This window comes from Streptomyces celluloflavus (assembly GCA_000720995.1).
In the GTDB taxonomy this organism is placed as follows: domain Bacteria; phylum Actinomycetota; class Actinomycetes; order Streptomycetales; family Streptomycetaceae; genus Streptomyces; species Streptomyces celluloflavus.
Genome location: JOEL01000050.1, coordinates 1 through 25112, shown reverse-complemented (window position 1 = coordinate 25112; position 25112 = coordinate 1). Strand labels below are relative to the sequence as shown.

Sequence of the window (25112 nt, the reverse complement as noted above, 5' to 3'; positions counted from 1 at the left end):
TGGACCATGAATGAGCAACTGACCTTCGCCCCAGCCGATGACTGCCTGTGGGAGCAATACGAGCAGCTCGCCACCCGCGCCTACGGTCACCCGGTCGGCGACATCACCCACCTGCGCGAGCACGCCGACCTCCAAGTCGCCGTCCGCGGCGGCCGGGTCGTCGCGGGCGGCCTCGGCCTCCTCGTCGACCAGTTCTTCGGCGGCGCTCCCGTCCCCAGCGCCTGCCTCGGCGACGGCTGCGTGGCTCCCGAGGAACGCGGCGAGCACCTGGCCACCGACATGGTCACCGAACGACTGCGCCCCTTGATCGAGCGCGGAGCGGTGATCTCCGCGCTCGTGACCTCCTCTACCGGCTACGCTCGCCGCCTCGGATGGGAGGCCCCCACCGGCGTCCTCGCCTGGGCGGTGGCCACCGACGCCCTCAAACGCTCCTTTGCCAGTGAGGACTTCGAGGCCGAGCACGGACTGACCGGCGAAGCCGAAGCCCTCCAACGCGACCTCGCCCGCCAGTGGAACGGCCCCGTCCACCGGCCCACCTGGTGGAGCCGGTGGAAGCAGGACAAGAGCAACCTCGCCACCTACCGCTTCGCCCGGCCCGGCCACCCCACCACTGGCTTGCTCAGTTACACCACCAAACGGCACGAACGCCACGGCATGAGCCTGGTCGTCCACGACTTCTGGGCCGCCAGCCAGCCCACCGCCGCCGCGATGCTCGCCTTCCTCGGCCGCCACAACACCCGCGCCCACACGATCGAGTTCCGGCGCGGTGCCCTCCCGCCCTACCCCACCCTCCTCCACGGACTCCGCCACTACCGCGCAACCGCTGAAGCCTGGCACCCCTGGATGCTCCGCATGCTCGACATCCCCGAGGCCATCCGGCTCCGCGGGTGGCCCAACGACCTCACCACGGCCGTACCGATGGAGATCAAGAACGAGACCGGCGACTGGGGCCGGTGGATGCTTCAGATCAAGGACGGAACGGCCGATTTCGTCCCCACCCACGTCGAGGGGCAGGTGACCTTCACGCGGCGCCAGCTCGCGGTCTGGTACGCCGGCGGCTACCGGTCCACCACCTCGGCCCGCATGGCCGGCGTCCACGCCGTATCGGAGAAAGCTCTGGCGACCCTCGTCCGCAGCACGGCAGAGTTCGAGCCCTGGCTGCCCGACCACTTCTAGCGGCCGCCCGCACCGGGACCGCGCTCACCCGGCCGGTACGTGTACCGGCCCACGCCCCGGCGGCCCTCGGCCGCCCGGTCCTCAGCGGACCGGTACCGGCGCTCCCCGCCCGTCGCCCGGATGCGGCGGGACGGCCTCCGCCTCGCCGGTGAAGGCGCGCCACAGCTGGGCGTAGTGGCCGTCGCGGGCGAGCAGCTGGGCGTGGGTGCCGTCCTCGACGACCCGGCCGTGGTCCATCACCACGACGCGGTCGGCGCGGGCCGCGGTGGTCAGCCGGTGGGCGACGACAAGGGTGGTGCGGCGGCCGGCGAGGCGGTCGGTGGCCTGGTTGACGACGGCCTCGGTGGCGAGGTCCAGGGCGGCGGTGGCCTCGTCCAGCAGCAGCACGTCCGGGTCGACGAGTTCGGCGCGGGCCAGGGCGAGCAGCTGGCGCTGGCCCGCCGAGAGGTTCCGGCCGCGTTCGGCGACCTCGTGCAGATAGCCGTCCTCAAGGGTGGCGATCATGTCGTGGGCGCCGACCGCCCGTGCCGCGGCCTCGACCTCGGCGTCGGTGGCGGCCGGCCGGCCGTAGGCGATGGCGTCGCGGACGGTGCCCGCGAAGAGGTACGACTCCTGGGGGACGACGCCGAGGCGGTGGCGGTAGTCGGTCAGGTCCAGCTCGCGCAGGTCGGTGCCGTCGACGCGGACGGCGCCCGAGGACGGGTCGTAGAACCGGGCGACCAGCTTGACGAGGGTGGACTTGCCCGCGCCGGTCTGGCCGACGAAGGCCACGGTCTGGCCCGCGGGGATGGTCAGGTCGATACCGGCCAGCGCCTGCTCGTCGTTCTCGCCGTAGTGGAAGTGCACCTCGTCGAAGGTGATGTCACCGCGCAGCGCGGTCACCCGGCGCGGCCGTTCGGCGGCCGGGGTGGTGGTCGGCTCGCGCAGCAGCTCCTGGATGCGGCCGAGCGAGACGGACGCCTGCTGGTAGCCGTCGAAGACCTGGGAGAGCTGCTGGACGGGGGCGAAGAACAGATCGATGTAGAGCAGGTAGGCGACCAGCGCACCGGCGGTGAGGGTGCCCGCGCCGATCCGGTGGGCGCCGACGATCAGCACCAGCGCCGCCGCGACGGAGGACAGCAGCTGCACGAACGGGAAGTAGACGGATATCAGGAACTGGCCGCGGATGCGCGCCGCACGGTAGGCGTCGCTGCGGGCGGCGAACCGCTCGGCGCCGCTCGCCTCGCGCCGGAACGCCTGGACGATACGGAGCCCGGCCACGCTCTCCTGAAGGTCGCCGTTGACCACGCTGATCCGCTCGCGGGCGAGTTCGTACGCCTTCACGCTCTGCTTGCGGAAGAAGTACGTGCCGATGATCAGCGGCGGCAGGGTGGCGAAGACGACCAGGGCCAGCTGGACGTCGATGGCGAGCAGCGCGACGAGTATGCCGAAGAAGGTCAGGACCGAGACGACGGCGGTGACCAGGCCGGTCTGGAGGAAGGAGGACAGCGCGTCCACATCCGTCGTCATCCGGGTCATGATCTTGCCGGTCAGCTCGCGCTCGTAGTAGTCGAGTCCGAGCCGCTGGAGCTGCGCGAAGATCTTGACGCGCAGGGAGTAGAGGACCCGCTCGCCGGTGCGTCCGGTCACCCGGTTGGAGCCGATCTGCGCACCCCACTGGGCGACCACCACGACCAGCGCGAACGCGGCCGCCGTCCACACCCCGGCCAGCGCGCCGACGCGGACGCCCTCGTCGATGCCCTGCCGGATCAGGACCGGTACCAGCAGGCCGCCGACGGCGTCCACCGCGACCAGGGCGAGCGCGAGCGCCAGCGGCCCGCCGAAGCCGCGCAGCAGGCGGCGCAGTCCGTAGGAGCTCTCGGGGCGGGTGGCGCGGTCCTCGTCGATGTCCGGTGCGTCGGTGGCCGGGGGCAGCGCGGCGACCTTGGCCAGCAGCTCGGGCGTGGCCGGCATACCGGCCATCGCGGCGGCCATGCCCGGTCCGGCCGCACCGCCCGCACCGGCGGCCGCGCCGTCCGTGCCCGCCGCGCCGTCCCGGCGGCGGACCCACAGCTCGGGGGTGACGCCGGGGACGGCGTCGGCGCTGTCGGCACCCTTGGTGCCCGCAGCGCCCCCGGTAGCGGCGCGTGTGCGGGCGGTGGTGGACGTGCCCGCGGCCGCCCCGTCCACTTCCCCCCGCTCCGCGTCATCGGTGTCCGGACAGTCCAGACACTCCTCGATATCCGCGTCGAGCAGCCCGCTCGCCGCGTAGTCGCCGCTGAAGGCACCGGCCAGCTCGCCCGCCGGGTCCCGTTCGACGCCGCCCAGCTCCTCCGGGTCGGTCAGCAGCCTGCGGTAGAGCGGACAGCGGTCCGCCAGTTCCTCCTGGGTGCCGATGTCGACCAGCCGCCCGCCGTCGAGGACGGCGACCCGGTCGGCGAGTGCCAGGGTGGAGGCGCGGTGCGCGATGAGCAGGGTGGTCCGGCCGGCCATGACACCGCGCAGCGCCTCGTGTATCTCGTGCTCCACGCGCGCGTCGACCGCCGAGGTGGCGTCGTCCAGGACCAGCAGCCGGGGGTCGGTGAGGATGGCGCGGGCCAGTGCGACGCGCTGCCGCTGGCCGCCGGAGAGGGTCAGCCCCTGCTCGCCGACCTCGGTGTCGTACCCCTCGGGCAGCTCGGATATGAAGCCGTCGGCCTGGGCGGCTCGCGCCGCCGTGCGTATCTGCTCGTCGGTGGCGTCCGGATGGCCGTAGGCGATGTTGTCGCGGATGGAGTCGGAGAAGAGGAAGCTGCTCTCGGGGACCAGCCCGATGGCGGCCCGCAGCGATTCGAGGGTCAGCTCGCGTACGTCGTGGCCGCCGACCAGCACCCGGCCCGCGGAGACGTCGTAGAACCGGGGCAGCAGCAGCGAGACGGTGGACTTGCCGCTGCCGGAGGTGCCGACGACGGCGACCGTCTCACCGGGTTCGATGCGCAGTGAGAAGCCGTCGATGACGGGGCGGAGGGCGGGCGCGGCGCCCCCGGAGTCCGCCGCGCCTGCCGAGGCTGCCGAGGCTGCCGAGGCTGCCGAGGCCGCGGAGCCCGTCGGGCCACCGGCGCCCTCGGCCCGGCCGTCAGCCGCCCGGCCGTCCGTCTCCCCCTCTTCCGCCTCCCGTCGCGACGCGTACCCGAACGTCACCGCGTCGAATTCGACCGTCGCCGGGGCGTCGGCGGGCAGCGGGCGGGCGTCCGGCCGTTCGGTGAGCGCCGGCTCGGTGTCGATCAGCTCGTAGACCCGCTCCACACCGGCCCGCGCCTGCTGGCCGACGGTGAGCATCATCGCCAGCATCCGGACCGGCCCGACGAGCTGCGCCAGATACGTGGAGAAGGCGACGAAGGTGCCGAGCGTGACCTGGCCCTGGGTGGCCATCCAGCCGCCGAGGGCCAGCATCGCGACCTGGCCGAGCGCCGGTACGGCCTGGAGGGCGGGCGTGTAGCGGGCGTTCAGGCGGACCGTCCGCAGCCGCCCGGCGAACAGCCGGTGGCTGACCTCGCGCAGCTTGCCGGTCTCCTGCTCCTCCTGCCCGAACCCCTTGACGACCCGGACGCCGGAGACCGCGCCGTCCACGACGCCGGCCACCGCCGCGGCCTGGCCCTGGGCGTACCAGGTGGCCGGGAAGAGCCGGTCGCGGCTGCGCTTGGCGATGAACCACAGGGCCGGGGCGACGGCCAGCGCGACGACCGTGAGCAGCGGGGAGAGGGTCACCATCACGACCAGGGAGATCGCGAAGAGCAGGATGTTCCCGATCATCATCGGGAGCATGAAGAGCAGGCCCTGGATCAGCTGGAGGTCGCTGGTGGCGCGGCCGACGACCTGGCCGGTGCTCAGCTCGTCCTGCCGCCGGCCGTCCAGCCGGGCGATGGCGCCGAACATCCGGGTCCGCAGATCGTGCTGGACGTCGAGGGCGAGCCGGCCGCCGTAGAAGCGGCGGATGTAGGTGAGGCCGTAGACGACGACCGCGGCGACCACCAGCAGGGTGGCCCAGGGGGCGAGCGGGCGGTCCTGCCGGACGATGACATCGTCGATGATCAGCTTCGGCACGAGCGGGACGAGCGCCATCACGGCCATCCCGGCGAGCGAGGCCCCGAGCGCGAGCAGCACGTCCTTCTTGTACTGCCAGGTGTCGCGCGTCAGCCGTCGTGCCCAGCCCTGCCGTGCCGTGTCCGTCCCCGTCACCCGATGCCTCCTGCATCTCGTCCCTTACCGGAGGCGCCAACACCGTGGCGTGCGGATTTCATCCCTCCGCAACAAATCGGCGGCTCGCGGCGGGGCGGCCGGACCCGGTCGGCGCCCGCCCCGGCCGCCGTCCCGGACGGGGCCCCCGTCCCGCCCGCCGCGTCAGCCGCCTCTCCAGCGGGTACACCAGCAGAACGGTGTCCACCTGCTCGACGGTGGCGCCCCGATAACCGGCGTACCGCTGGAAGACCCTGTGCTCCGCGTCGTGGCCGTAGGGGACGCGGAACCCGTCGGCGATGGTCTTCCGGGAGGCCGGGGCCCGCTCGCCGCGGAGAGCGGCGGCACGGGTGGCGCGGCACGGTGGCGGCGCCGGCGTCGGTGAGGACACCGCCGTCGACGCCGCCGACGCCGTTGCCGTATGCGCCGGGCCCGGTGACGCCCTCGGCGTCCCGCCTTCCCCACCGGGATCGGCCCGGGGACCGGACCCGGATCCACCCGCCCGACCGGACCGGCCGGACCCACCAGATCCACCCGCCCGACCGGACCCGACTGGGCAAGAACTCGTCAATCCTTCGTCAGGTCTCCTGTTAAATCGCCGTATTGTGCGCAAAACGACGCCCCTTCGATTGGTCAACGAGCCGCTCATGCGGCACACTTTTAGACTGACCAGTCAGATCAAAGGAGGGGTTGTGGACACCACCCGTCAGGGGGCGGCGGTCAACGCCAGGGGAATCGGAGTCGAGGGCCCGCGGGGATGGGCCTTCAGAGGTGTCGACGTCTCCGCGGAACCGGGCGCACTGATCGCCGTCCAGGGCCCCTCGGGCTCCGGCCGTACCTGCCTCCTGCTCGCGCTCGCCGGCCGGATGCGGATCACCGAGGGCCACGCCACGGTCGCCGGCTTCCCGCTGCCCAAGCGGATGGGGACGGTGCGCGGCCGTACCGCCATCGCCCATGTGCCCGGTATCGCCGACCTCGAACCGGCCCTCACCGTCGGCGAGCACCTCCAGGAGCAGGCCCTGCTGGGCCGCCGCCTGAAGGGCTCCGTCTTCGGCGCGCTCCCCTGGGGCCGCCGCTACAAGGACGCCACCCGCGCCCGGATCAACGCCGCCCTGGCCGCCGCCGGGCTGGACCCCGACACGCTCCCCAAGGGTCTGCGCACCACCGTCCGCGACCTGGAGCGGCTCGAAGCGCTGCGGCTGTCGATCGCGCTCGCGGTGATGCACGACCCGCAGCTGCTCGCCGTCGACGACATCGACCTCAAGCTGTCCGCCGACGAACGCGAGCTGGCCTGGCAGCTGCTGCGCGATCTCGCGCTGACGGGCATCACCGTCGTCGCCGCCTGCACCGACGCACCGGCGGACGCGCTGCTCGTCAGCACCGCACCGGCCGACACCGCCGCGGCTCCGGCACCGGAGCCCGCCCCCGTCACCATTCCCGACCAGCACGGCCCGCACGTCCAGCCCACCCTCCAGGCCCAGCACCCCCCGCAGGGCTCGCAGGAGCAGCAGGACCGGCACAGCTCACAGGACCGGCAGGCCCCGCACGGCCAGGCCGACACCCGCAAGGAGGAAGCGGCGCATGCGTTCGCCAAAACTGGCCGCGCTTGAGCTCAGGCGTTTCGGCAGGGGAAAGCTCCCCCGGCTGGGGCTCGTCGCCCTGATGCTGATCCCCCTGCTCTACGGAGCCCTGTACCTCTTCTCCTTCTGGGACCCCTACAGCCGCCTGGACAAGATCCCGGTGGCCCTCGTCAACGAGGACCGGGGCGCCACCGCCGACGGCAAGAAGCTCACCGTGGGCGACGATCTGGTCGGCAACCTCCAGGACAGCAAGACCTTCGACTGGGAGGAGGTCAGTGCCACCGACGCCGCCAAGGGCGTCGAGAACGGTACGTACTACCTCTCCCTGACCGTCCCGAAGAACTTCAGCGAGCGGATCGCCTCCAGCTCCGGCGACTCCCCGCAGACCGGCGCCCTCCAGGTCCGGACGAACGACGCCAACAACTACATCGTGGGCTCGATCTCCAAGACCGTCTTCTCCGAGATCCGCGCCAAGACCTCGGCGAAGTCGTCGCGCACCTTCCTCGACAAGATCTTCGTCTCCTTCTCCGACCTGCACGACCAGACGGCCAAGGCCGCCGACGGCGCGGGGAAGATCGACAAGGGCATCGGCGACGCCGCGAAGGGCACCGGCGAACTCACGGACGGCCTGGGCAAGCTCGACAAGGGCTCGGGCGACGTCAGCAAGGGCGCCGGGACGCTGCACGAGAAGGCAGGCGAGCTGAGCAAGGGCGCGGGCGACCTCAACAAGGGCGTCGGGGACGCGAACAAGGGCGCCGGCGAGCTCAGCAAGGGCGCCGGCGACCTCAACAAGGGCGCGACCGACGCCAGCGCGAAGGCCCAGCAGCTCAGCCAGGGCGCGGGCCAGGTGGCGGCCGGTACGCAGCAGCTCGCCGACAAGGTCCACGGCATCGCCGGTAAGGACCTGCCCTACATCAAGGCGCACGGCAAGGAGATCGGCGAGAAGGCCCGGGACGTCGCCGGTCTGATCGAGGACATCGACGGCGTCCTCGACCGGCTGCCGGGTGACGCGGCCGGTGCCGCCGCCGACGCGCGGAAGTTCGCCGACGACGCCAAGGCGCTGTACAACGAGAGCTGCGGCGGGTCCGCCGCGGCCGCCAACTGCCCGCTGCTGAAGTCGCTGGCGGACCACGCCGCGACCACCGCCACCAAGGTGCAGAGGGTCAGCGACGGCATCGCCCAGGCCGATCTGAAGCAGCTGCACGCCAAGCTGAAGGAACTGCACCAGGGCGCCGTGCTGACCGCCGAGAAGCTGCCGGAGATCGCCGACAACGCGGACGCCGCCATCGGCCAGATCAACGCGCTCAACCAGGGGGCCCAGAAGGTGTCCCAGGGCGCGAACCAGTTCGCCGCGGGCATCGGTGCGCTCGCCGACGGTTCGGGCAAGCTGGCCGACGGCAGCGCGAAGCTGGCCGACGGAACGGGCAAGCTCGCCAACGGTTCCGGCCGGCTCGCCGACGGCAGCGCCCAGCTCACCGACGGCGCGGGGACCCTCGCCGACGGCGCCGGCCAGGTGCACAACGGGGTCGGCGCGGCCAAGGACGGCGTCGCCAAGCTCAACGGCGGCCTCTTCAAGCTCAAGGACGGCTCCAACCAGCTGGCCGGCGGCCTGAACAGCGGCGTCGCCAAGATCCCGGACTACGACAAGAAGGACCGCGACGCCCGCACCGAGGTCATGGCCAACCCGGTCGAACTCGCCTCGAAGTCCATGCACAAGGCCCCCAACTACGGCACCGGCCTGGCCCCGTACTTCATCCCGCTCTCCCTCTGGGTCGGCGCGATGGTCGCGTACATGCTGCTCCAGCCGCTCGGCAAGCGCGCGCTGGCCGCGGGTGCGCCGGGCTGGCGGATCGCCCTGGGCTCCTGGCTGCCGGCCTTCGCCATCGGCGTCGTCCAGGTGCTGGCCCTGATGGCCGTACTGCACTGGGGACTGGGGCTGGAGATGGCCCGCGCGGGTGCCACCATCGGCTTCCTGCTGCTGGCCACGGCGGCCTTCACCGCCATCATCCAGTTCTTCGGCGCGCAGTTCGGCCCGGCGGGCCGGGTGCTGACCCTGGTCGTGCTGATGCTCCAGCTGACCTCGGCCGGCGGTACCTATCCGGTGCAGACCAGCCCCGGGTTCTTCGGTGCCCTGCACCCGTTCCTGCCGATGAGTTATGTCGTGGACGGTCTGCGCAGGCTCATCACCGGCGGTGACCTGGGCATCGTCTGGCAGGGCTCCATCGTCCTGGCGGCGTTCACCCTGGGGGCGCTGGCGCTCACCGCGCTGGCCGCCCGGAGCCGTCAGGTCGTCCGGATGAAGGACCTGCACCCGGAACTCAGCCTGTGAGCCTCCAGGCCGAGCACGTCCGCGAGTCCGGGGGTGGCGCCGGTCACGGCGCCGCCCCCGGGCCCCGGCCCCGCCGTGGGGCCACCCGCCGCAAGCTCTTCGACGCCGCGGTCACGCTCATCGCCGAACAGGGCTTCTCCTCCACCACGGTGGACGAGATCGCCGACCGAGCGGGCGTCGCCAAGGGCACCGTCTACTACAACTTCCCCAGCAAGAACGTCCTGTACGAGGAGTTGCTGCGGGACGGCATCGAGCTGCTCGCCGACTCGCTCCACCAGGCCGCCGGCCGCACGGTGGCGCGGGGCGGCACCCGCGTCGACGCCCTGGACGCGATGATCCGGGCCGGTCTGGACTTCATCTCCCGCTACCCGGCGCTCACCCAGCTCTACGTTGCCGAACTGTGGCGTACGAACCGGGTCTGGCAGTCCACCCTGACCTCCGTACGGGGACGGGTCCTCACCATCATCGAGTCCGTCCTGCACGACGCGGTCGGGGCGGGGGAGCTGAGCGACGAACTCGACATCCCCCTCACCGCCTCCGCCCTCTTCGGCATGGTCCTGGTGGCGGCCCTGGACTGGCAGTCCTACCAGCCGCACCGCTCCGTCGAGGACGTCCACGCCTCGCTCTCGCTCCTCCTCCAGGGCCGGGTCAGCGCCCACGGTTAGCCGCGCGCGGCGCGGTCAGGGCGCCAGGTGGGTCGGCGCGAACATCCGCAGCAGGGCCGGCAGGACGACGACGGACGGTCCGGGCGAGGCGAGCGCCGCCGCCAGGTCCGTCCGCAGCCGTTCGAGGCTCGTACGGAGCGCCGGTACGCCGAACGACTCGGCCAGCGCCACGAAGTCGGGGCGGGTCAGCTCGGTGGCGGTGGCCTGGCCGAACGCGTCGGTCATGTACTCGCGCAGGATGCCGTAGCCGCCGTCGTCCACGATGAGCCAGGTGACCGGGAGGTCGTACTGGCGGGCGGTGGCCAGTTCGGCGATCGAGTACATCGCACCCCCGTCGCCCGATACGGCGAGCACCGGGCGGCCGGGCTCGGCGACGGCCGCGCCGAGCGCCGCCGGGAAGCCGTAGCCCAGACCGCCGGCGCCTTGTGCGGAGTGCAGGGCGTTCGGGCGCCGCGCGTCGAAGGCGGACCAGGCCCAGTAGGCCAGGATCGTCATGTCCCAGCAGCTGACGCCCTCGTCGGGCAGCGCGTCGCGCACGGCGGCCAGCACCTGCTGCTCCAGGTCGAGCCCCTGGCCGTCGATCCGTTCCCGTACCCGCGCCAGCAGACCGGCGACGGCGGCTTCGGGGGCGTCGGGGCCATCGGCACCTCCATCGGCGGCCGCGCTCCCCCGCTCCCCCTCCCCCACGCGCTCGGCCACCGCCGCCGCCAGCGCGCCGAGGGCCTGCCGGGCGTCCGCGTGGATGCCCAGGGCGGCGTGGTTGGACTCCAGCTTGCCGAGGTCCGCCTCGATCTGGATGACCCGGCCGCGCGGCCGGAACGTGTGGTAGTTCGAGGAGAGTTCGCCGAGCCCGGAGCCGACGACCAGCAGCGTGTCCGCGTCCTCCAGGAACCGGGTGGTGTGCCGGTCCTCCAGCCATGACCGGAGGGAGAGCGGATGCTCCCACGGAAAGGCGCCCTTACCGCCGAACGTCGTCGCCACCGGGGCCCGCAGCCGCTCGGCGAGCGCCAGCAGCTCCGCCTCGGCCCCGGCCCGTACGACGCCACCACCCGCCAGGATCACCGACGTACGGGCCCCCGCCAGCCGGTCCGCCGCCGCCGCGATCAGCTCCGCACGCGGCCTCAACTCCGGTACGGATACGGTGAGTTCGGCCACGGGCGGTACGTCCACCGGCGCCAGCAGCACGTCCTGCGGGATCTCCAGCCACACCGGCCCGTGCGGGGCGCTCAGTGCCGACGCCCAGGCGGCGGCCACCGCGGACGGGATCTGCGAGGCCGTCCGCGCCGTGTGGACGGATTTGACGACGCCCCGGAACGACGCGCTCTGGTCGGTGAGTTCGTGCAGATAGCCGTGGCGGCCGCCGCCGATCCCGGCCAGCGGCACCTGGCTGCCGATCGCCAGCACGGCCGCCGACCCGGCCGCCGCCTCCTGCAGCGCGGCCAGCGTCATCAGCGCGCCAGGCCCGGTGGAGACCAGCAGCGGCGCCACCCCGTGGGTGGTCCTGGCGTACGCGTCGGCGGCGAAACCCGCGTTGTTCTCCACCCGCAGCCCGACGTAGCGCAGCGCGGAGCGGCGCAGCGCGTCGAAGATCCCGAGCGCGTGCTGTCCCGGCAGCCCGAAGACGGTGCGCGCGCCGAGTGCGGCCAGCGACTCGACGACCAGATCACCGCCGGTGCGCCGCGCCCGCGTCACCTCGGAAGCTTCGGGAGCCGTGGGTACGGCGGGTACCGCGGGAACTGCGGGGTTGGTGGTGCTCATGGATGCGTGCTGCCTTTCTTGCGGCGCGGGCCAGGGCTCACGGACGGGGCGGTGGAGTGACGGGTGCGGCGGGGCTACGGGGCTGGGTGCGGCGGAACGGGGCGAGGCGGGACGAGGCCCCGGGCCCGGGGCGGAGTCATCGTCCGGTGTCGCCGGAGGTGCCCGCGGCGGCACCGACGGGCGGGGGCGTCGGCGCCTCCTGCTCCGGCGTTCCCGCCAGCCGCTCGCGCCAGGCGGCGAGCACCGCCGCGTCCGTGGGCTTGGTGGCCAGGCTGACCAGCACATACGTCAGGAGCGAGGCCAGCAGCCCGTAGTAGATCGGCTCGTTGGCCAGGACTCCGAGCGCCGTCATCAGACCGACGACCGTCAGTCCGCCGACCGCGATGGCGGCGAGCGCGCCCGCACCGGTCCCGCGCTTCCACAGCAGCCCGCCGAGGATGGGCACCAGCAGCCCGCCGACGAGCACGTTGTAGGCGAGGGTGAGCGCCTCGACCACGTCGTTGAGCGCGATGGCGATGGCGATGACCCCGACGCCCATCAGCAGGATGAAGGCCCGGTTGCCCCGCACCTCGTCGTGCTCCTGGCCCTGGTCTTGGTCCTGAGCCTCGTTCCGGTCCTGGTCACGACCGCGGCCCCGCAGCTCCGCGATGCGCTTCACTCGCGCCCAGATGTCGTTGTTGGCGACCGTCGCGCAGGCGATCAGCGCACCGGAGGACGTGGACATCACCGCCGACAGCGCCGCCGCCAGCACCAGCCCGCGCAGGCCCACCGGCAGGGCGTCCCTGACGATCGTCGCGAACGCGTCGTCCGGGCTGCCCAGATGCGGGTAGAGCACCTTCGCCGCGGTGCCGATGACCGCGCCGGCCAGCGCGTAGACCAGACAGTACGTACCGGCCGCGGTGCCGCCCAGCCGTGCCACCTTGTCGCCGCGCGCGGTGAACACCCGCTGCCAGATGTCCTGCCCGATCAGCATGCCGAAGGAGTAGATGAGGACGTAGGTGAAGACGGTCTGGCCGCCGATGCCCAGCGGTGCGAAGTAGTCGTCCGGCAACTGGGCCCGCATCTCGGCGAATCCGCCCGCCCTGATCACCGCGATCGGCAGCAGGAGCAGCAGCACGCCGATCGTCTTGACGACGAACTGCACCATGTCGGTGAGCGTGATCGACCACATGCCGCCGAGCGTCGAGTACGCGACGACGATCACCCCGCCGAGCACGATCGAGAGCGTGCGGTCCAGGCCGAAGAGGACGTCGAAGATGGTGGCGTAGGCGATCGTCGAGGTCACCGCGAGCATCAGGGTGTACGCCCACATGACGATGCCGGAGATGATCCCCGCGGAGCCGCCGTACCGCAGATCGAGCATCTCGGAGACGGTGTAGACCCGCAGCCGGGCGATCCGGGCCGAGAAGAAGATGCTGAGCGCCAGCAGCCCCAGGCCGATGGTGAAGACCATCCACGCACCGGACAGCCCGTACTGGTAGCCGAGCCCGACGCCGCCGATGGTGGACGCGCCGCCGAGCACGATCGCGGCCATCGTGCCCGAGTACATCGCGGGGCCGAGGCGGCGGCCGGCGACCAGGAAGTCGCTCTTGGACTTGGCGCGGCGCATCCCCCACCAGCCCATGGCGAGCATTCCGGCCAGATAGAGCACGATCACCGCATAGTCGACAGCCATGGGCCATCCCTTCCTGCTGCACCGGGGGGAGGGGAACGAGAGAGAAGCGAAGAGAAGAGAGCAAAAGGGACGAGGGGGAGGAGGGCGAGACGGGGGATGAGAGGCAGGTGGCGTGGGGGTGACGGACGCGTCGGAAGCGCCGTCGGCGTCATCCCGTCTCGGGGGTTGACCCTAGGAGGCGGCCGGGCGGCGCTGAAGTGTACGTTTCCTCCACTCGCCGCCCCCGAAGTGGAGGGTTCGCACATGTCGCACCCCGCGCCGCGCCCCTCGGCACCCGCCGCACCCCCGCCCACCCCGCCCGTACCGCTGGCCGGCCTGCTGGCCCGTACGGACCTGGGCCTGCGGCAGCTCGCGGGGCCGCGCGAGGGCATCGCGATCCACTGGGTGCACACCTCCGAGATGGCCGACCCGGTGCCGTACCTCCTGGGCGGCGAGATGCTGCTGACCGCGGGGGTGCATCTGGCGGCGGGTTCGGGGGTGGAGGGGCTGGAGGGGTTGAAGGGTGCGGAGAGACCGGCGGGTGCGGAGGAAGCGGAGGGTCCGGGGGAAGCGGAGGGTGCGGACACCGGCAGCCCCGCCGGCCCCGGCTCCGGATCCGGCCCCGCCTCCGATGTCTCCGCACCCGATGCCTCCGCTCCTGGTGTCGCGGCCGCCGTCTCCACCCCCGCCCTCGACGCGTACCTCGACGGCTACGTCGCCCGTACCGTCGCGGCCGGGGCCGCCGCCCTCGGCTTCGGGATCGCGCCGGTGCACGACGCCGTCCCGCCCGCCCTGGTGGCGGCCTGCGACCGGCACGGTCTGCCGCTCGTCGAGGTGCCGGCGGCCACTCCGTTCGCCGCCGTGGAGACCGCCGTCTGGCAGGCCGTGACCGCGGCCAGGCACCGCGAGCTGACCCGGCTCAGCGAGGCCCAGCGGGCGCTGGCCGCGGCCGCCGCCCGCCCCGACCCCGGCCCTTCCGTGCTGCGCGCACTGGCCCGCCACGCACACGGCTGGGCCGCCCTCCTCGCGCCGGACGGCACCGAACACGGCTCCGCCGGCCCCCGTCCCGCACCCTCCTGCCGGTCCGCGGCCGCCCGTCTCGCCCGTGTCGTCGGCGCCGGCGGCCCTTCGTCAGCCACCGATACGCTCGCCGGTACGCACCTGACCGCATACGCCCTCACCGGCCGCGGCCCCGGTCACGAGGCGCTCGCCCTGGTGGTCGCCGCGGACCCCGGCAATCCGCCCGCGCGCACCATCGCGGGCGCCGCCGCCGTACTCCTCTCCCTGATCACCGGTCCCGCCACCGGCAGCGCCCCGGCCGACCCCGGCCACTCCGCCGCCCTGGTCCAGCTCCTCCTCGGCGCCCGCCCGGCCGACACCGCCCCGCTCCTCGGCCACCCCCGCTGGACCGTCGTCCACGCCCGGCGCCGCCGCGACTCCACCGAATCCCCCGCCACCCCGGCCGCCACCGCGCTGGCCGCCGCCCTGGGCACCCACCTCGTCGCCCCGTACCCGGACCCGGTGCCGTCCGTTCCCGACACCGCCCCTGACATCGCCCCTGATCTCACCCCCGATGTCCGTACCGGCCCCGATAGCGGGCAGGGCACGCTACGCGCGCTGCTCCCCGCCGATCGCGACGTCACCGCACGGCCCGGCTGGACGCTCGGTGTCAGCGAACCCGTTCCGGTCGCGGAGTTGCCCGCCGCCGACCGGCACGCCGCGTCCGCCCTCCGCCGCGCGCTCGCCCGCCGCGTCCCCCTCGTACGCCACCGCGCCCCCGGCCCGCACGGCATCACCTCCCTCGTCGCCCCCGGTGAAGCCCGCCGGCACGCCCAGGCCCTCCTCACGCCCCTGAGCGCATCCCCACCCCTCCTCACCACGCTCCACAACTGGCTCTCTCTGCACGGGAGTTGGGACCGCACCGCGACCGCCCTGGGCATCCACCGCAACACCGTTCGCCAGCGCATCACCCGTATCTCCGCACTCCTCGATACGGACCTGGACGATCCGGATGTCCGTATGGAGCTGTGGTTCGCGCTGCGCACCCTCGACCGCGGGACGCCTCCGGCGTGAGCTTCCGCACCTCGGTTTTGCGCCACCGCCCGAACCGGACACGCCTCCGTGGCGTCGGTTAGGTTGACCACCTGTTGACCGAAGTTTGGCCGGCGCTTCTTCCGGCCGGCCGAGGATCGGCCATGGGCCGCCAGACGCCCGCCGCCGGTCCGCCGACCGGCCGGTGACGGACCGCTGACGGACCGCTGACGGCTCGTCGGCGTACCGCCGGTCCGACATCGGCGGGCCGACGGGTGGTCACCGACGGCCGACGCGACAGAGACAGCGACAACGACAGCCACGACAGGGAAGGGACCTCCCATGACGGAATCCGGCAGCACCGGCGGCACCGCGGACGGCCTGCCGCCGACCCCGCCACTCCCCCCGCCCTACCCGCCGAGCACCGTCCCCGGCGGCGGCTCCGCAGCTCAGGTGGTACCGGCCGGGCCCGAAGAGGCGCTGGAGATCGGCCGCGCGTACTTCCCGCCGGTCGGCTCACCCGGCGGCCCGGTCTCCCTCTTCGTCCACGAATTCGACATCGGCTACCTCATCCACGCCGGCTACCCGGCCCCCGAGGACCCGACCGCGCCCCCCTCGCACCCCGGTGGCAGCAACATCGCCATCTCCAAGCTCAACGGCGATGTCACAACCCTCCCCAACTTCCCGCCGGAGTCGGCCGTCGAGGTCTACCGCCAGTGGTATCGCCCGAGTACGTCCTGATTGGTGACGCTTCGCCGGGCACGGAATCCCCAGCCATGACAGCTCTGTGACGAATGTGGACTTGAGGCCGCACCGGCACCCACGTCTAGAATTTGGCTCAATACTGTGCAGTACGTAAAGAGATGTCGAAGCGGGGGAAGCCATGGCCGGAGATGGCCTGAAAGCAGATATCCCGTCACTCAAGTCCGGCGGCAAGGACTTCACGGGCATCGGTGAGCGCTACCAGTCCGCGGTGGACAAGCTGAAGGCCGCGCTGACCGGGCTGGAAGGCAAGGACACCCCGCCGTGGGGCGATGACGACATCGGCGAGAAGTTCGGCGTCGTCTACGAGGGGCTGCGCGACGGCATGTACGAGTCGATGGGCCACCTAGCCGCCAAACTCCAGGAGGTCGGCGGCGCCCTGACCACCATGGCCGAGAACCACGAGGCCGGCGAGGACTTCACCCACTCGCTGATGCAGCAGCACGTCGCGAACGCCGAGGCGGAGAGCCAACTGATCTCCAACGTCAAGGCCCCCCACACCGCCTGACGCCCCCGGCCGCCGGCCCCACCGACCCCGGCGGCCCCACCCTCCTTCCTCCCGCCCGGCTCCGGCCGCTCCCTTCCGCCCCGCTCCGCCCGCACCTCGCCCTCTCGCTCGCCGTCCCACTCGCCATTCCGCCTGTCGTCTCGTTCGTCATCTCTTTCGTCATCTCGCTGTCCTACGGGGGATTGCTGTCATGTCACTCATGCTGCCGGGCTGGGCGGAATGGGTCCTCGAAATGCTCGGCTTCGACTGGCCGACGGGTGACGAGGACAAGATGATGGAGTCCGCCGCACAGTGGCGGGACTTCGCGGCGGCGGTCGAGCAGTTGCAGTTGGCGGGCGTCACCGCCGCGGGCGACGTCCTGTCGCAGAACGCCGGCGACAGCATCGACGGCTTCGCCAAGACGTGGGAGAAGTTCTCCGGCAACGGCTCGGGCCACCTCGACGACGCCCGCACCGCCGCCGAGCTGATCGCCTGCGCGCTGGAGGCGGGCGCCGCCATCATCATCGGGATGAAAATCGCGGTGATCGCCCAGTTGGCGATTCTCGCGGCCGAGATCATCGCGGCCCAGGCGGCGGCTCCGTTCACCCTGGGGCTGTCCGAGATCGGCGCCGCGGGCGCCACCCAGGCCACCAGAATCATCGTGCGCAGACTCCTGAAGGAGGCGCGCAAGGCTCTGGTCGACGCGATCATGCAGACGCTCAAGGAGCCCGCCGTCTCCGCCCTGGAGGCCATGATCTCCGACGCCATCGCGCAGGGCGTGAACATGAACTTCGGGGCCCAGCAGGGCTTCGACGTCAACCGCAGCATCAAGACCGGCGCCTCGGAGGCCGTCGAGACCGCCAAGAACTCCGGCCAGACCTTCACCGAGTCGCTGCGTGACGGCGTGGGCGCGAAGGCGGGCCACCACGTCCGCGGCGGCCTGGACTCCGCCGCCGGACACGGCAGCCACGGCGGCGGTCACGGCGGCGGCGAGGACAGCGGCGGGCGCAGCGGGTCCGGGGACGGCGGGGGCGGCAGCGGGAGCGGCGGCGGGACCGGCTCGGGGAGCGGGCACGGCGACGGTGGCGGGAGCGGTTCCGGTGGCGGTGACGGCGGCCGGTCCGGGAGTGGATCGGGTGACGGCAGTGGTGCGGGCGGTGGCAGCGGTCATCGTGGCGCGGACGGCGGAGGTAACGGAGGTAGCGGCGAAGGCACCAACTCCCCGCGCTCCACGGGTGATTCGGGACCGAATACGGGAACGGGAACCGGTGCAGGCTCCGGTACGGGCACGGGCACCGGCCCCCACTCCTCCGACAGCGCCGCTCCGGGCCCGGACTCCCGGCGCAACGTGCCGCCGGCCCAGCCCCTGCCGCCCCCGGACCAGCGCTCCCCGTTCGACTCCGGCTACCAGGGTGGCAGCGATCACCGCCCCTACGCGGACGCGACCCGCGACGCCGCCCCGCACCCGGATTCCGGCGCCACCCCGCACTCGGACTCCGCCCCGGACGCATCCCGCCCGAACCCGGACCATGTGAGCACCCAGCCCACGCACGACAACACCCCCGACGCGGCGCGCCCCCACCACGACCAGGTGAGTACCCAGCCCGCCCACGACGGCTCCGCCGACTCCACCCGCCCCAATCCGGACACCGTCAGCACCCGCCCCACCCACGACAGCACCCCGGAATCCGTGCGCCCGGAGCACCACAACTCCCCGGACCCGGAGACCGTCCGGACCCAGCCGGCCCCCGGCCCGTCCCCGTACGCGGCCCCGGCGCCCGACGCGGGCCCGGCCCCGGAAGCGCACTCCCCCAGCCAGCACAACTCCCCGCCCGCCGAGGCGACTTCACACCCGGACGCGGCGCCGCCCCCGCGGCAGTCCACCACCCCCGACCCGGTCAGCAGCACCCCGCCCAGCCACGACTTCAGCTCCGGCACCGACAACAACGGCAGCAACAGCGGCGGCTACGGCGGTGGCGGCAACGGGGACGGTTCCGGTACCGGTGGCGGTGGCGGTGTCCGGGGTGCCACACCGCAGATGAGCGTGCCGTCGCAGGGCGCCCCGGTGCAGCACTCGTCCGCCACCGGCACACCGGTCCAGCATCGCGACCCGGCACCCGGCGATCCGATGCCGACCGCCGACGACACCACGGTCAGGACCCAGTCCGCGGACACCCTCACCGCGCCTCCGCCCACCCGGCACACCGCGGACCAGGGCGGTTCCCCGCAGGGCCCGACCGCCGCCCAGCAGTCCCCGCAGAACTCCGCGCCGACCGCGGGCCCGATGATGGGCGCGCCGACCGCCATGCCGACGCAGGGCGGCCCCGCGACATCGAATGCCGCCCCGCCACGCGGCGGCACCCCCTCGAACGGAAGCGCGTCCTCCCCGCCCGGCCGTCGGACCGACGGTGCCCAGCCGATCCGCGACACCGCACAGCAGCGCGGCCAGGCCCGTCCCCCGTACAACCCCCGCCTCGACACCCCGCGCCCCAACACCCCCACCGTCCCGGGCCCGAACCGCCGCCCCGACGGCACCCAGCCTGTCCACGACGCCACGCAGCAGCGCCGCCCCGAGCCGCCCCCACACAACCCCCGCCTCGACGGCCCGCACCAGCCCCAACAGGCCCAGCCGCACCAGTCACACCAGCCACACCAGGCGACCTCACAGCACGCGCAGAGCCCCGAGGTCGCGCAGAACCACCAGACTCCGCGGACCCCGCAGAACCACCAGGACCCGCAGACCCCGCAGCATCCGCAGACCGCACAGGTCCCGCAGCATCCGCAGACCCCACAAGTCCCGCAGAACCACCAGGCCCCGCAGCACCACCAGAGCCAGCCCACCCCGCTCGGCCAGCAGCCCCCACACCACCAGCGACCGGACCAGGCCCCGTCCGTACGACCCGACGCCGTACGGCAGGACGCCACCCGCCCGGACCAGTCACACCCCGTACGCCCGGACCAGCAGCACCCGCGACCGGACCAGCACACCCCGCAAGACCGGCAGAGCCCACAGGCCCGGCACCCGGAGAACACCCACCCGCACCCGGACCAGCCTCGGCACCCGCACCCCGACACCACCCCTCGCCCGGATGCCACACGCCCGGACGCCCGCCACCCCGAGGCGAACCGTCCGGAGCGAACACACCCAGATGCGAACCGTCCCGACGCGTCGAACCATCCGGACCGGACACACCTCGACGCGAACCGTCCCGACACGTCGAACCATCCGGACCGGACACACCCCGACGCGAACCGTCCCGACGCGCCGAACCGTCCGGACCGGACACACCCCGACGCGAACCGTCCCGACACGTCGAACCATCCGAACCGGACACACCCCGACGCGAACCGCTCGGACCACCCACGGCCGCGCCCGGATGCCTCCCACCCGGACTCCCCGAGGAACCCCCGGAACGGGGATCCCGACACCCGTCAGCACCACCCCGATCAGGCACGGACGCGTCCCGACCAGGCACGGACGCGTCCCGACCAGGCGCGGACGCGTCCGGATCAGGCGCAGCCGCGTCCCGACGCCACCCGCCGCCCGGACACTCCCCGCCCGGATGCCCAGCACCCGCAGCAGCAGCATCCGCACGCCCCCACCCAGCAGCAGCCGCCGCAGCCCCATCCGCAGCAACAGCACCCCCAGCAGTCACAGCAACCGCAGACCAACCGTCCGGACCCACGCCGGCAACAGCCCCAGCCCCAGCAGCAGCAACAACACGCCCAGCCTCAGCCACAGCAGCCTCACCGCCCCGACCCCCGTCAGCAACAGCCCCAGCCCCACCGCCCGGACCCCCGCCAACAACAGCCCACCCTCCAGAGCCACCAGCCGACGAACCAACAGCACCCCCAGCACCAGCAACAGCAGCAACACCCCAACCAGCAGCCGCAGCACCAGCAGCCCACCCCGTCCCAGCACCAGCCCCCGAACCAACACCACAACCAGAACCAACAGCAGGGCCAGCCCCACCACCAACAACAGCCCCAACAACCCCAGCAACAGCCACCGGCCCCGCAGCACCCGCCCCGGGCGAGCCTCAACGACGTACGAGGCAGCCTCAACCACCAGCCGGGCGGCCTGTATTCGCCCTTCCCGCACGATCAGCAAGCGCTGGTGAACAACTTCCCGCGCAACCCGGACGGCTCACCGCAACGCCACGCGGACCCGTTCCAGCCCTGGGCCCGCTTCCAGAATGACGGCGGCCCCACCGTTCCGGGCCGCTCCAACAACTGTGCCGACTGCACCCGCTCGTTCATCGAGTCCTGGTACGGCAACCCGCAGGTGTCCGCCGTACGCACCTACGACAACGACGGCCACGGCGGCCTCGACCGCGTCAGCGGCGAGCGCGACGGCACCGCCAACATCCAGAACTGGGCCGGTACGCACTTCCGGCAGTCCGGTCAGAACGCTCAGGACAGCTACTCCCGCATCGCCGACGAACTCCGCCGGTCCGGGCACGGGTCCGCCTCCGCCGTCCTCGTCACCTGGCCCAGGAACCCCGACGGCTCCGGCGGCGGCGCGCACGTCTTCAACGCCGTCAACCACAACGGCCGCGTCATCTGGGTGGACAGCCAAACCGGCCAGATCAGCCAGCAGCCCATCCACACCAACGCGGACGGCGTCTGGCACCTCACCCTCGACGGAAACCGCACCCCCTACGACCCCACGGCTGCCCAGAACCAGCAGCCCACCCAAAACCACCCCCAGAACCAGCAGCCAAACCCGCAGCACAACCAACAGCAGCCGCAGCCGCAGCAACAACACCCCCAGCAACAACAGCAACAGCAACAGCAACAGCAACAGCAGAACCAACCCCACAATCAGCCCTACAACCAGCAACAACCCCAGCACCACGTTCAGCAGCAACCCCAGTACGCACAAACCCCCCACCCACAGCAGAACCCTCAAAACCACCAGAACCCATACCAGCAAAGCCCGTACCACCAGAACCCCTACCAGCAGAACCCGTACCAGCAGCAGCCAATCCCGCAGCAGCACCCTCAGCCACAGCATTCACAGCCACACCACCCTCAGCCGCCCCGGCCTCAGTTCCAGCCCCACCAAAACCAGCCTCACCCGCAGTACTCGCAAAACCCCCAACACCCGCAGTACCCCCAGCAGCAAGCCCCTCAGTACCCCCAGCACCCCCAACACCCGCAGCAGCACCCTCAGCACCCACAACAACGCCCCAGCGGCCCGGCTCCCGACACCCACCCCGGCCAGCACACCCCAGCCACCTCTCCATCCCCTTCCCCAACCACCTCTCCAACCCCCGCCGAGCACCGCCCGCCGGAGAACCCGTCCGGCACCGGTCACCTTCCCCCCGAGAACCCCTCCGGGGCCGACCACGCGCACCCCGATCCCGATAAGCCGGCGCCCCACGACCCCGACTCGGCCGAGGCCACCCGCGAAGAGCGGAACAAGTCGCTTCCGCACCCGGAAGCCGCCGCCCAGGAGCATGCCTCGCTGCCGCCGGACGATGTGCAGCAGGCCGTGCGGCAGGACCCCAACCATCCGGTGCACCGGATCGAACTCGACCCCGTCCACGACCGGATGCGGGGCTGGGCGGAGGACGGGAGCCTGGGCCGGCTGCTGGAGTCGGCGGCCGAGCGGAAGCTCGCCTCGGACGAGGCGCGGAAGGCAGCGGAAGACGATCCCGGCCACCATGCGGAAATGCCGCCCACGGCATTCACCGAAAGGGAGTTGCGGCAGGTACTCGGTGACGATTTCGCGCGCATGAACGATGGTGAGCGCGGCGTGGTCGTCGCCACGCTCGCACGTATGAGCCTGGCGTTCCACGAGGACAACGGTGTGGGGCGGAGTCCCGAACCGGCGCCTGACGGGGACAGTCCGTACAAGGGCGCACCGCCCCGTAAGAAGGACGATCTGCCGGACCCGATCGGAGAACTCGATATCTCCGCGGGCGCGGACTCCCGCGAGGCGGCGAAGGCGGGCTGGCCCGCGGATCACCGCGAGCCCGGAAGTGACACGCATGACGCCCTCAAGGAGCTTCGCGAGAAGTCGACGGGAAAGCACAGTGACCGCGATGTGTCCCCGGCCGATGTCAATAAACTTCTCAAATCCGCCGGCGTCAACAAGCCCGATTTCTCCGGAAAGAACTACGCCGTGCTCGAAGTGGTCAACAGCCACGGAGAGAGCACCTACGTCGTGGATTCCTCCATCCCGGCCGGCGGCGAAGGATATACCCCGCGCCACTCGGAGAAGCATCTGCTCGAATGGGTGGAGAGGCTGAACAAGAGCAAGGAGGCCGCCGGTCAGCAGCCGTACTCCATCGCCGGTCTGTATACGGAGCGCGAGCCGTGCGGCGAGGGTGCCGGCCATGCCCGCTGCTCCACCGAAATCAGCAAGCGCACCTCGCATTTCCCCGTCTTCTACAGCACGACCTACCGCACCGATCCCGAGGGCCAGCCCAGTCGGGACGCCGTACGTGCCGAACTCCGTAAGGAACAGGAAGAGCTGCTGGCCACCGTCAAGGATCTGCCCGAGAAGGCCCAGAAGGAGCGCCTTCGAAAAGCGGGGCTCACCGACGGGCTGATCGACAAGAGGGTCAAGGCGAACCGGGTGCCCAATGAGCAGATCATGGACCAGGAGATGCACGATCACCTCAGCGCGATGGGCGAGATCTGGGCGAAGACACGTCTGCAGATGCTGTCGTGATGGGGTGGTCGTCATACGGCGCGTGCTGTCGTCGTACGGCGCGTGCTGTCGCCGCACGGCGGTGCTGCCGCCATGCGACGCGTGACGTAACGACACGACTCATGCTGTAACCACTCTGCACGTGATGTCGTCATGAGGCTGTCGCAGAGGTCAGCGAGGGAGAACGGGTACGGGTATGGCCAGTAACACACCGGCGTTGGAGCGGGTGCCGTCGGGAGAAGCGGCGGACCGGGTCGTCCAGTGGTGGCAGGACGGGACGGATCCACTGGCGCCGAAAGGCTGGCTGTCCCTTGTCGACGAGCGATCGGCCGACGGCGGACGGGTATCAACTGACGGCGGACAGGTCCTGCGTGCGGTGCATCAGCGCGTCGAATCGAGCATCCTGCTGGACGCGACGGGGCTGACCGCGGAGGAACTTCTGCGGAATGTCCTGGCCGCGCTGGCGGTGGACTCTTCGCGGTACGGCGGTACACGCTGGATTTCCGAACTGCGCAAACAACCCGCCAGGCGTCTGGTGCTGATCGGCCATCTGCACCGCATGGGCCGGACCCGGCGCTCGTGCGAAGCGCGGCGCATGTGGGGCGGCACGCTCAAGGCACTGTGCAACCGAAAGGGATTGCACGTCGTAGCCCACGTCGATACGGCGGCCGGTCTCCTGGACTCCCGGGATGCCGGAATCCGGCTCGATGGCCCCGCGGAGCCCACCGATTCCCGGAACCGGGCCTCCCACTCCGAAATCTCGCGGCCCGAAATCTCTCCGTCGGAAATCTCTCCGTCCGAAGTCCCCTGGCCCGACGAACTGCGTGCCCTGGCCCTCGCGGAACCCCGCCAGGTGCCCTTGCGGGTCTGGGCGGCGCTCGCCGAAGGATGGGGGCTGGATTCCGTCACGGAGGCCGCCCTCAACCGGCTGGTCGACGACCATCCCCAGTGGCTGAACAGGGCGAGCGGGGGTGTCGCTTTCGCGGATGAGGGGCTGGCCGAGACCCTGCGCCAGGAGGCGTCCGCGGAAACCGTGACGCGGGTGAACCGCCATATGACGACGTGGCTGCGCTCCCTGTCCGACGAAATCCGGCACCCGGAGGGATGGGCCGCCGGCGGCCCTCTCGGGACGTACGCCGCCATGGGGTTGGCCATGCACGCCACCCGGGCCGAGCACGATCAGAAATGGACCGCGACCACCTTCGACGAGCTGGTTTCCGATGCCACCCTGGTCGCCCATATCCCGCAGACCTCGTTGATGGATGCCGCGCACTGCGCGCACAACGGAGTCGTCGGGGAGAACAATGCCGCGGCCGACGCCATGTATCTCTGGGATTACGGGGTCGTACCGCCCGCCCAGGGCGAATGGGCCGCCTGGCTCCATCTAATGGCCACCGCGCGCGGTGACACCGTATTCGCGTCCGGTCTGCCGGCATCGGGTATCCGTATGCCGTGGCGGGCGCGGTGGACGCGGTGGCGGCCGCCGGGCGGCTACCACCCGGCCTTTCTCGAACCCGGCGCGATCGGGGAGCTGGTCGAGGTCCGGTGGCAGGGGCGCCCCGCCGTGGCCGGCATCGGTACCCCGGAACTGACCGTGGGCGTCTGGGACGCGCGGACCGGTGAGCCGCTGGCCGGTACCCGGCAGGAACGGGAAGACCTGTCCGAGGAGCTCCGCACCGGTCTGTCCTGGCCGCAACCGGCCGAACCGGCGGACCACCACGACCCGAACCAGCCCCCGTCCCAGCAGCCCCAGCCCCAGCCCCAGCCCCAGCCCCAGCCCCAGCCCCAGCCCCAGCCCCAGCCCCAACGCATCAC

Annotated in this window: 11 protein-coding genes and 1 pseudogene; 9 read left to right on the top strand and 3 right to left on the bottom strand. The window is 72.1% G+C overall.

All coding sequences use genetic code 11. The annotated features are described in order from the left end of the window. Positions 1 to 6: 6 nt before the first annotated feature. Positions 7 to 1176, top strand: a complete 1170-nt coding sequence (locus IH09_RS30055; protein WP_052860676.1) for a GNAT family N-acetyltransferase — start codon at positions 7 to 9, stop codon at positions 1174 to 1176. 81 nt (positions 1177 to 1257) lie between these two features. On the opposite strand, the gene IH09_RS30050 is transcribed toward IH09_RS30055, so the two are convergent. Further along, positions 1258 to 5373 (bottom strand): ABC transporter transmembrane domain-containing protein, encoded by a 4116-nt coding sequence (locus IH09_RS30050; protein ID WP_052860675.1) that lies wholly within the window; start codon positions 5371 to 5373, stop codon positions 1258 to 1260. Positions 5374 to 6062: 689 nt separating this feature from the next. Here IH09_RS30050 and IH09_RS30045 point away from each other — a divergent pair. The 3 genes from IH09_RS30045 to IH09_RS30035 are packed head-to-tail and all read left to right on the top strand — an operon-like array spanning position 6063 to position 9944. Continuing rightward, complete coding sequence (locus tag IH09_RS30045; RefSeq protein WP_052860674.1) at positions 6063 to 6980, top strand: ATP-binding cassette domain-containing protein; 918 nt, start codon at positions 6063 to 6065, stop codon at positions 6978 to 6980. Next, positions 6952 to 9279: a YhgE/Pip domain-containing protein gene (locus IH09_RS30040; protein ID WP_052860673.1), complete on the top strand. Its 2328-nt coding sequence runs from the start codon at positions 6952 to 6954 to the stop codon at positions 9277 to 9279. Before IH09_RS30045 ends, IH09_RS30040 begins: the two co-directional genes overlap by 29 nt. Then, complete coding sequence (locus IH09_RS30035; RefSeq protein ID WP_052860672.1) at positions 9276 to 9944, top strand: TetR/AcrR family transcriptional regulator; 669 nt, start codon at positions 9276 to 9278, stop codon at positions 9942 to 9944. The genes IH09_RS30040 and IH09_RS30035 overlap by 4 nt, the downstream gene beginning before the upstream one ends. Before the next feature lie 15 nt (positions 9945 to 9959). On the opposite strand, the gene IH09_RS30030 is transcribed toward IH09_RS30035, so the two are convergent. After that, a complete protein-coding gene (locus IH09_RS30030; protein WP_052860671.1) occupies positions 9960 to 11702 on the bottom strand; it encodes a thiamine pyrophosphate-binding protein in 1743 nt (580 codons plus the stop codon). 136 nt (positions 11703 to 11838) lie between these two features. Beyond that, positions 11839 to 13377, bottom strand: a complete 1539-nt coding sequence (locus IH09_RS30025) for a sodium:solute symporter (protein ID WP_052860670.1) — start codon at positions 13375 to 13377, stop codon at positions 11839 to 11841. Between the two features lie 243 nt (positions 13378 to 13620). Here IH09_RS30025 and IH09_RS30020 point away from each other — a divergent pair, with 243 nt between their 5' ends. From IH09_RS30020 to IH09_RS30000, 5 genes and pseudogenes are all read left to right on the top strand, one after another. Next, complete coding sequence (locus IH09_RS30020; RefSeq protein WP_052860669.1) at positions 13621 to 15429, top strand: PucR family transcriptional regulator; 1809 nt, start codon at positions 13621 to 13623, stop codon at positions 15427 to 15429. Positions 15430 to 15729: 300 nt separating this feature from the next. Continuing rightward, positions 15730 to 16128 (top strand): hypothetical protein, encoded by a 399-nt coding sequence (locus IH09_RS30015; protein ID WP_052860668.1) that lies wholly within the window; start codon positions 15730 to 15732, stop codon positions 16126 to 16128. A 142-nt stretch (positions 16129 to 16270) separates the two neighbouring features. Then, on the top strand, positions 16271 to 16657 hold the full coding sequence (locus tag IH09_RS30010) for a hypothetical protein (protein WP_052860667.1): 387 nt from the start codon (positions 16271 to 16273) through the stop codon (positions 16655 to 16657). A gap of 190 nt (positions 16658 to 16847) precedes the next feature. Further along, on the top strand, positions 16848 to 23318 hold the full coding sequence (locus IH09_RS39385) for a toxin glutamine deamidase domain-containing protein (RefSeq protein WP_052860666.1): 6471 nt from the start codon (positions 16848 to 16850) through the stop codon (positions 23316 to 23318). A gap of 175 nt (positions 23319 to 23493) precedes the next feature. After that, positions 23494 to 25112 (top strand): annotated as a pseudogene (locus IH09_RS30000) (hypothetical protein); the annotation flags it as partial.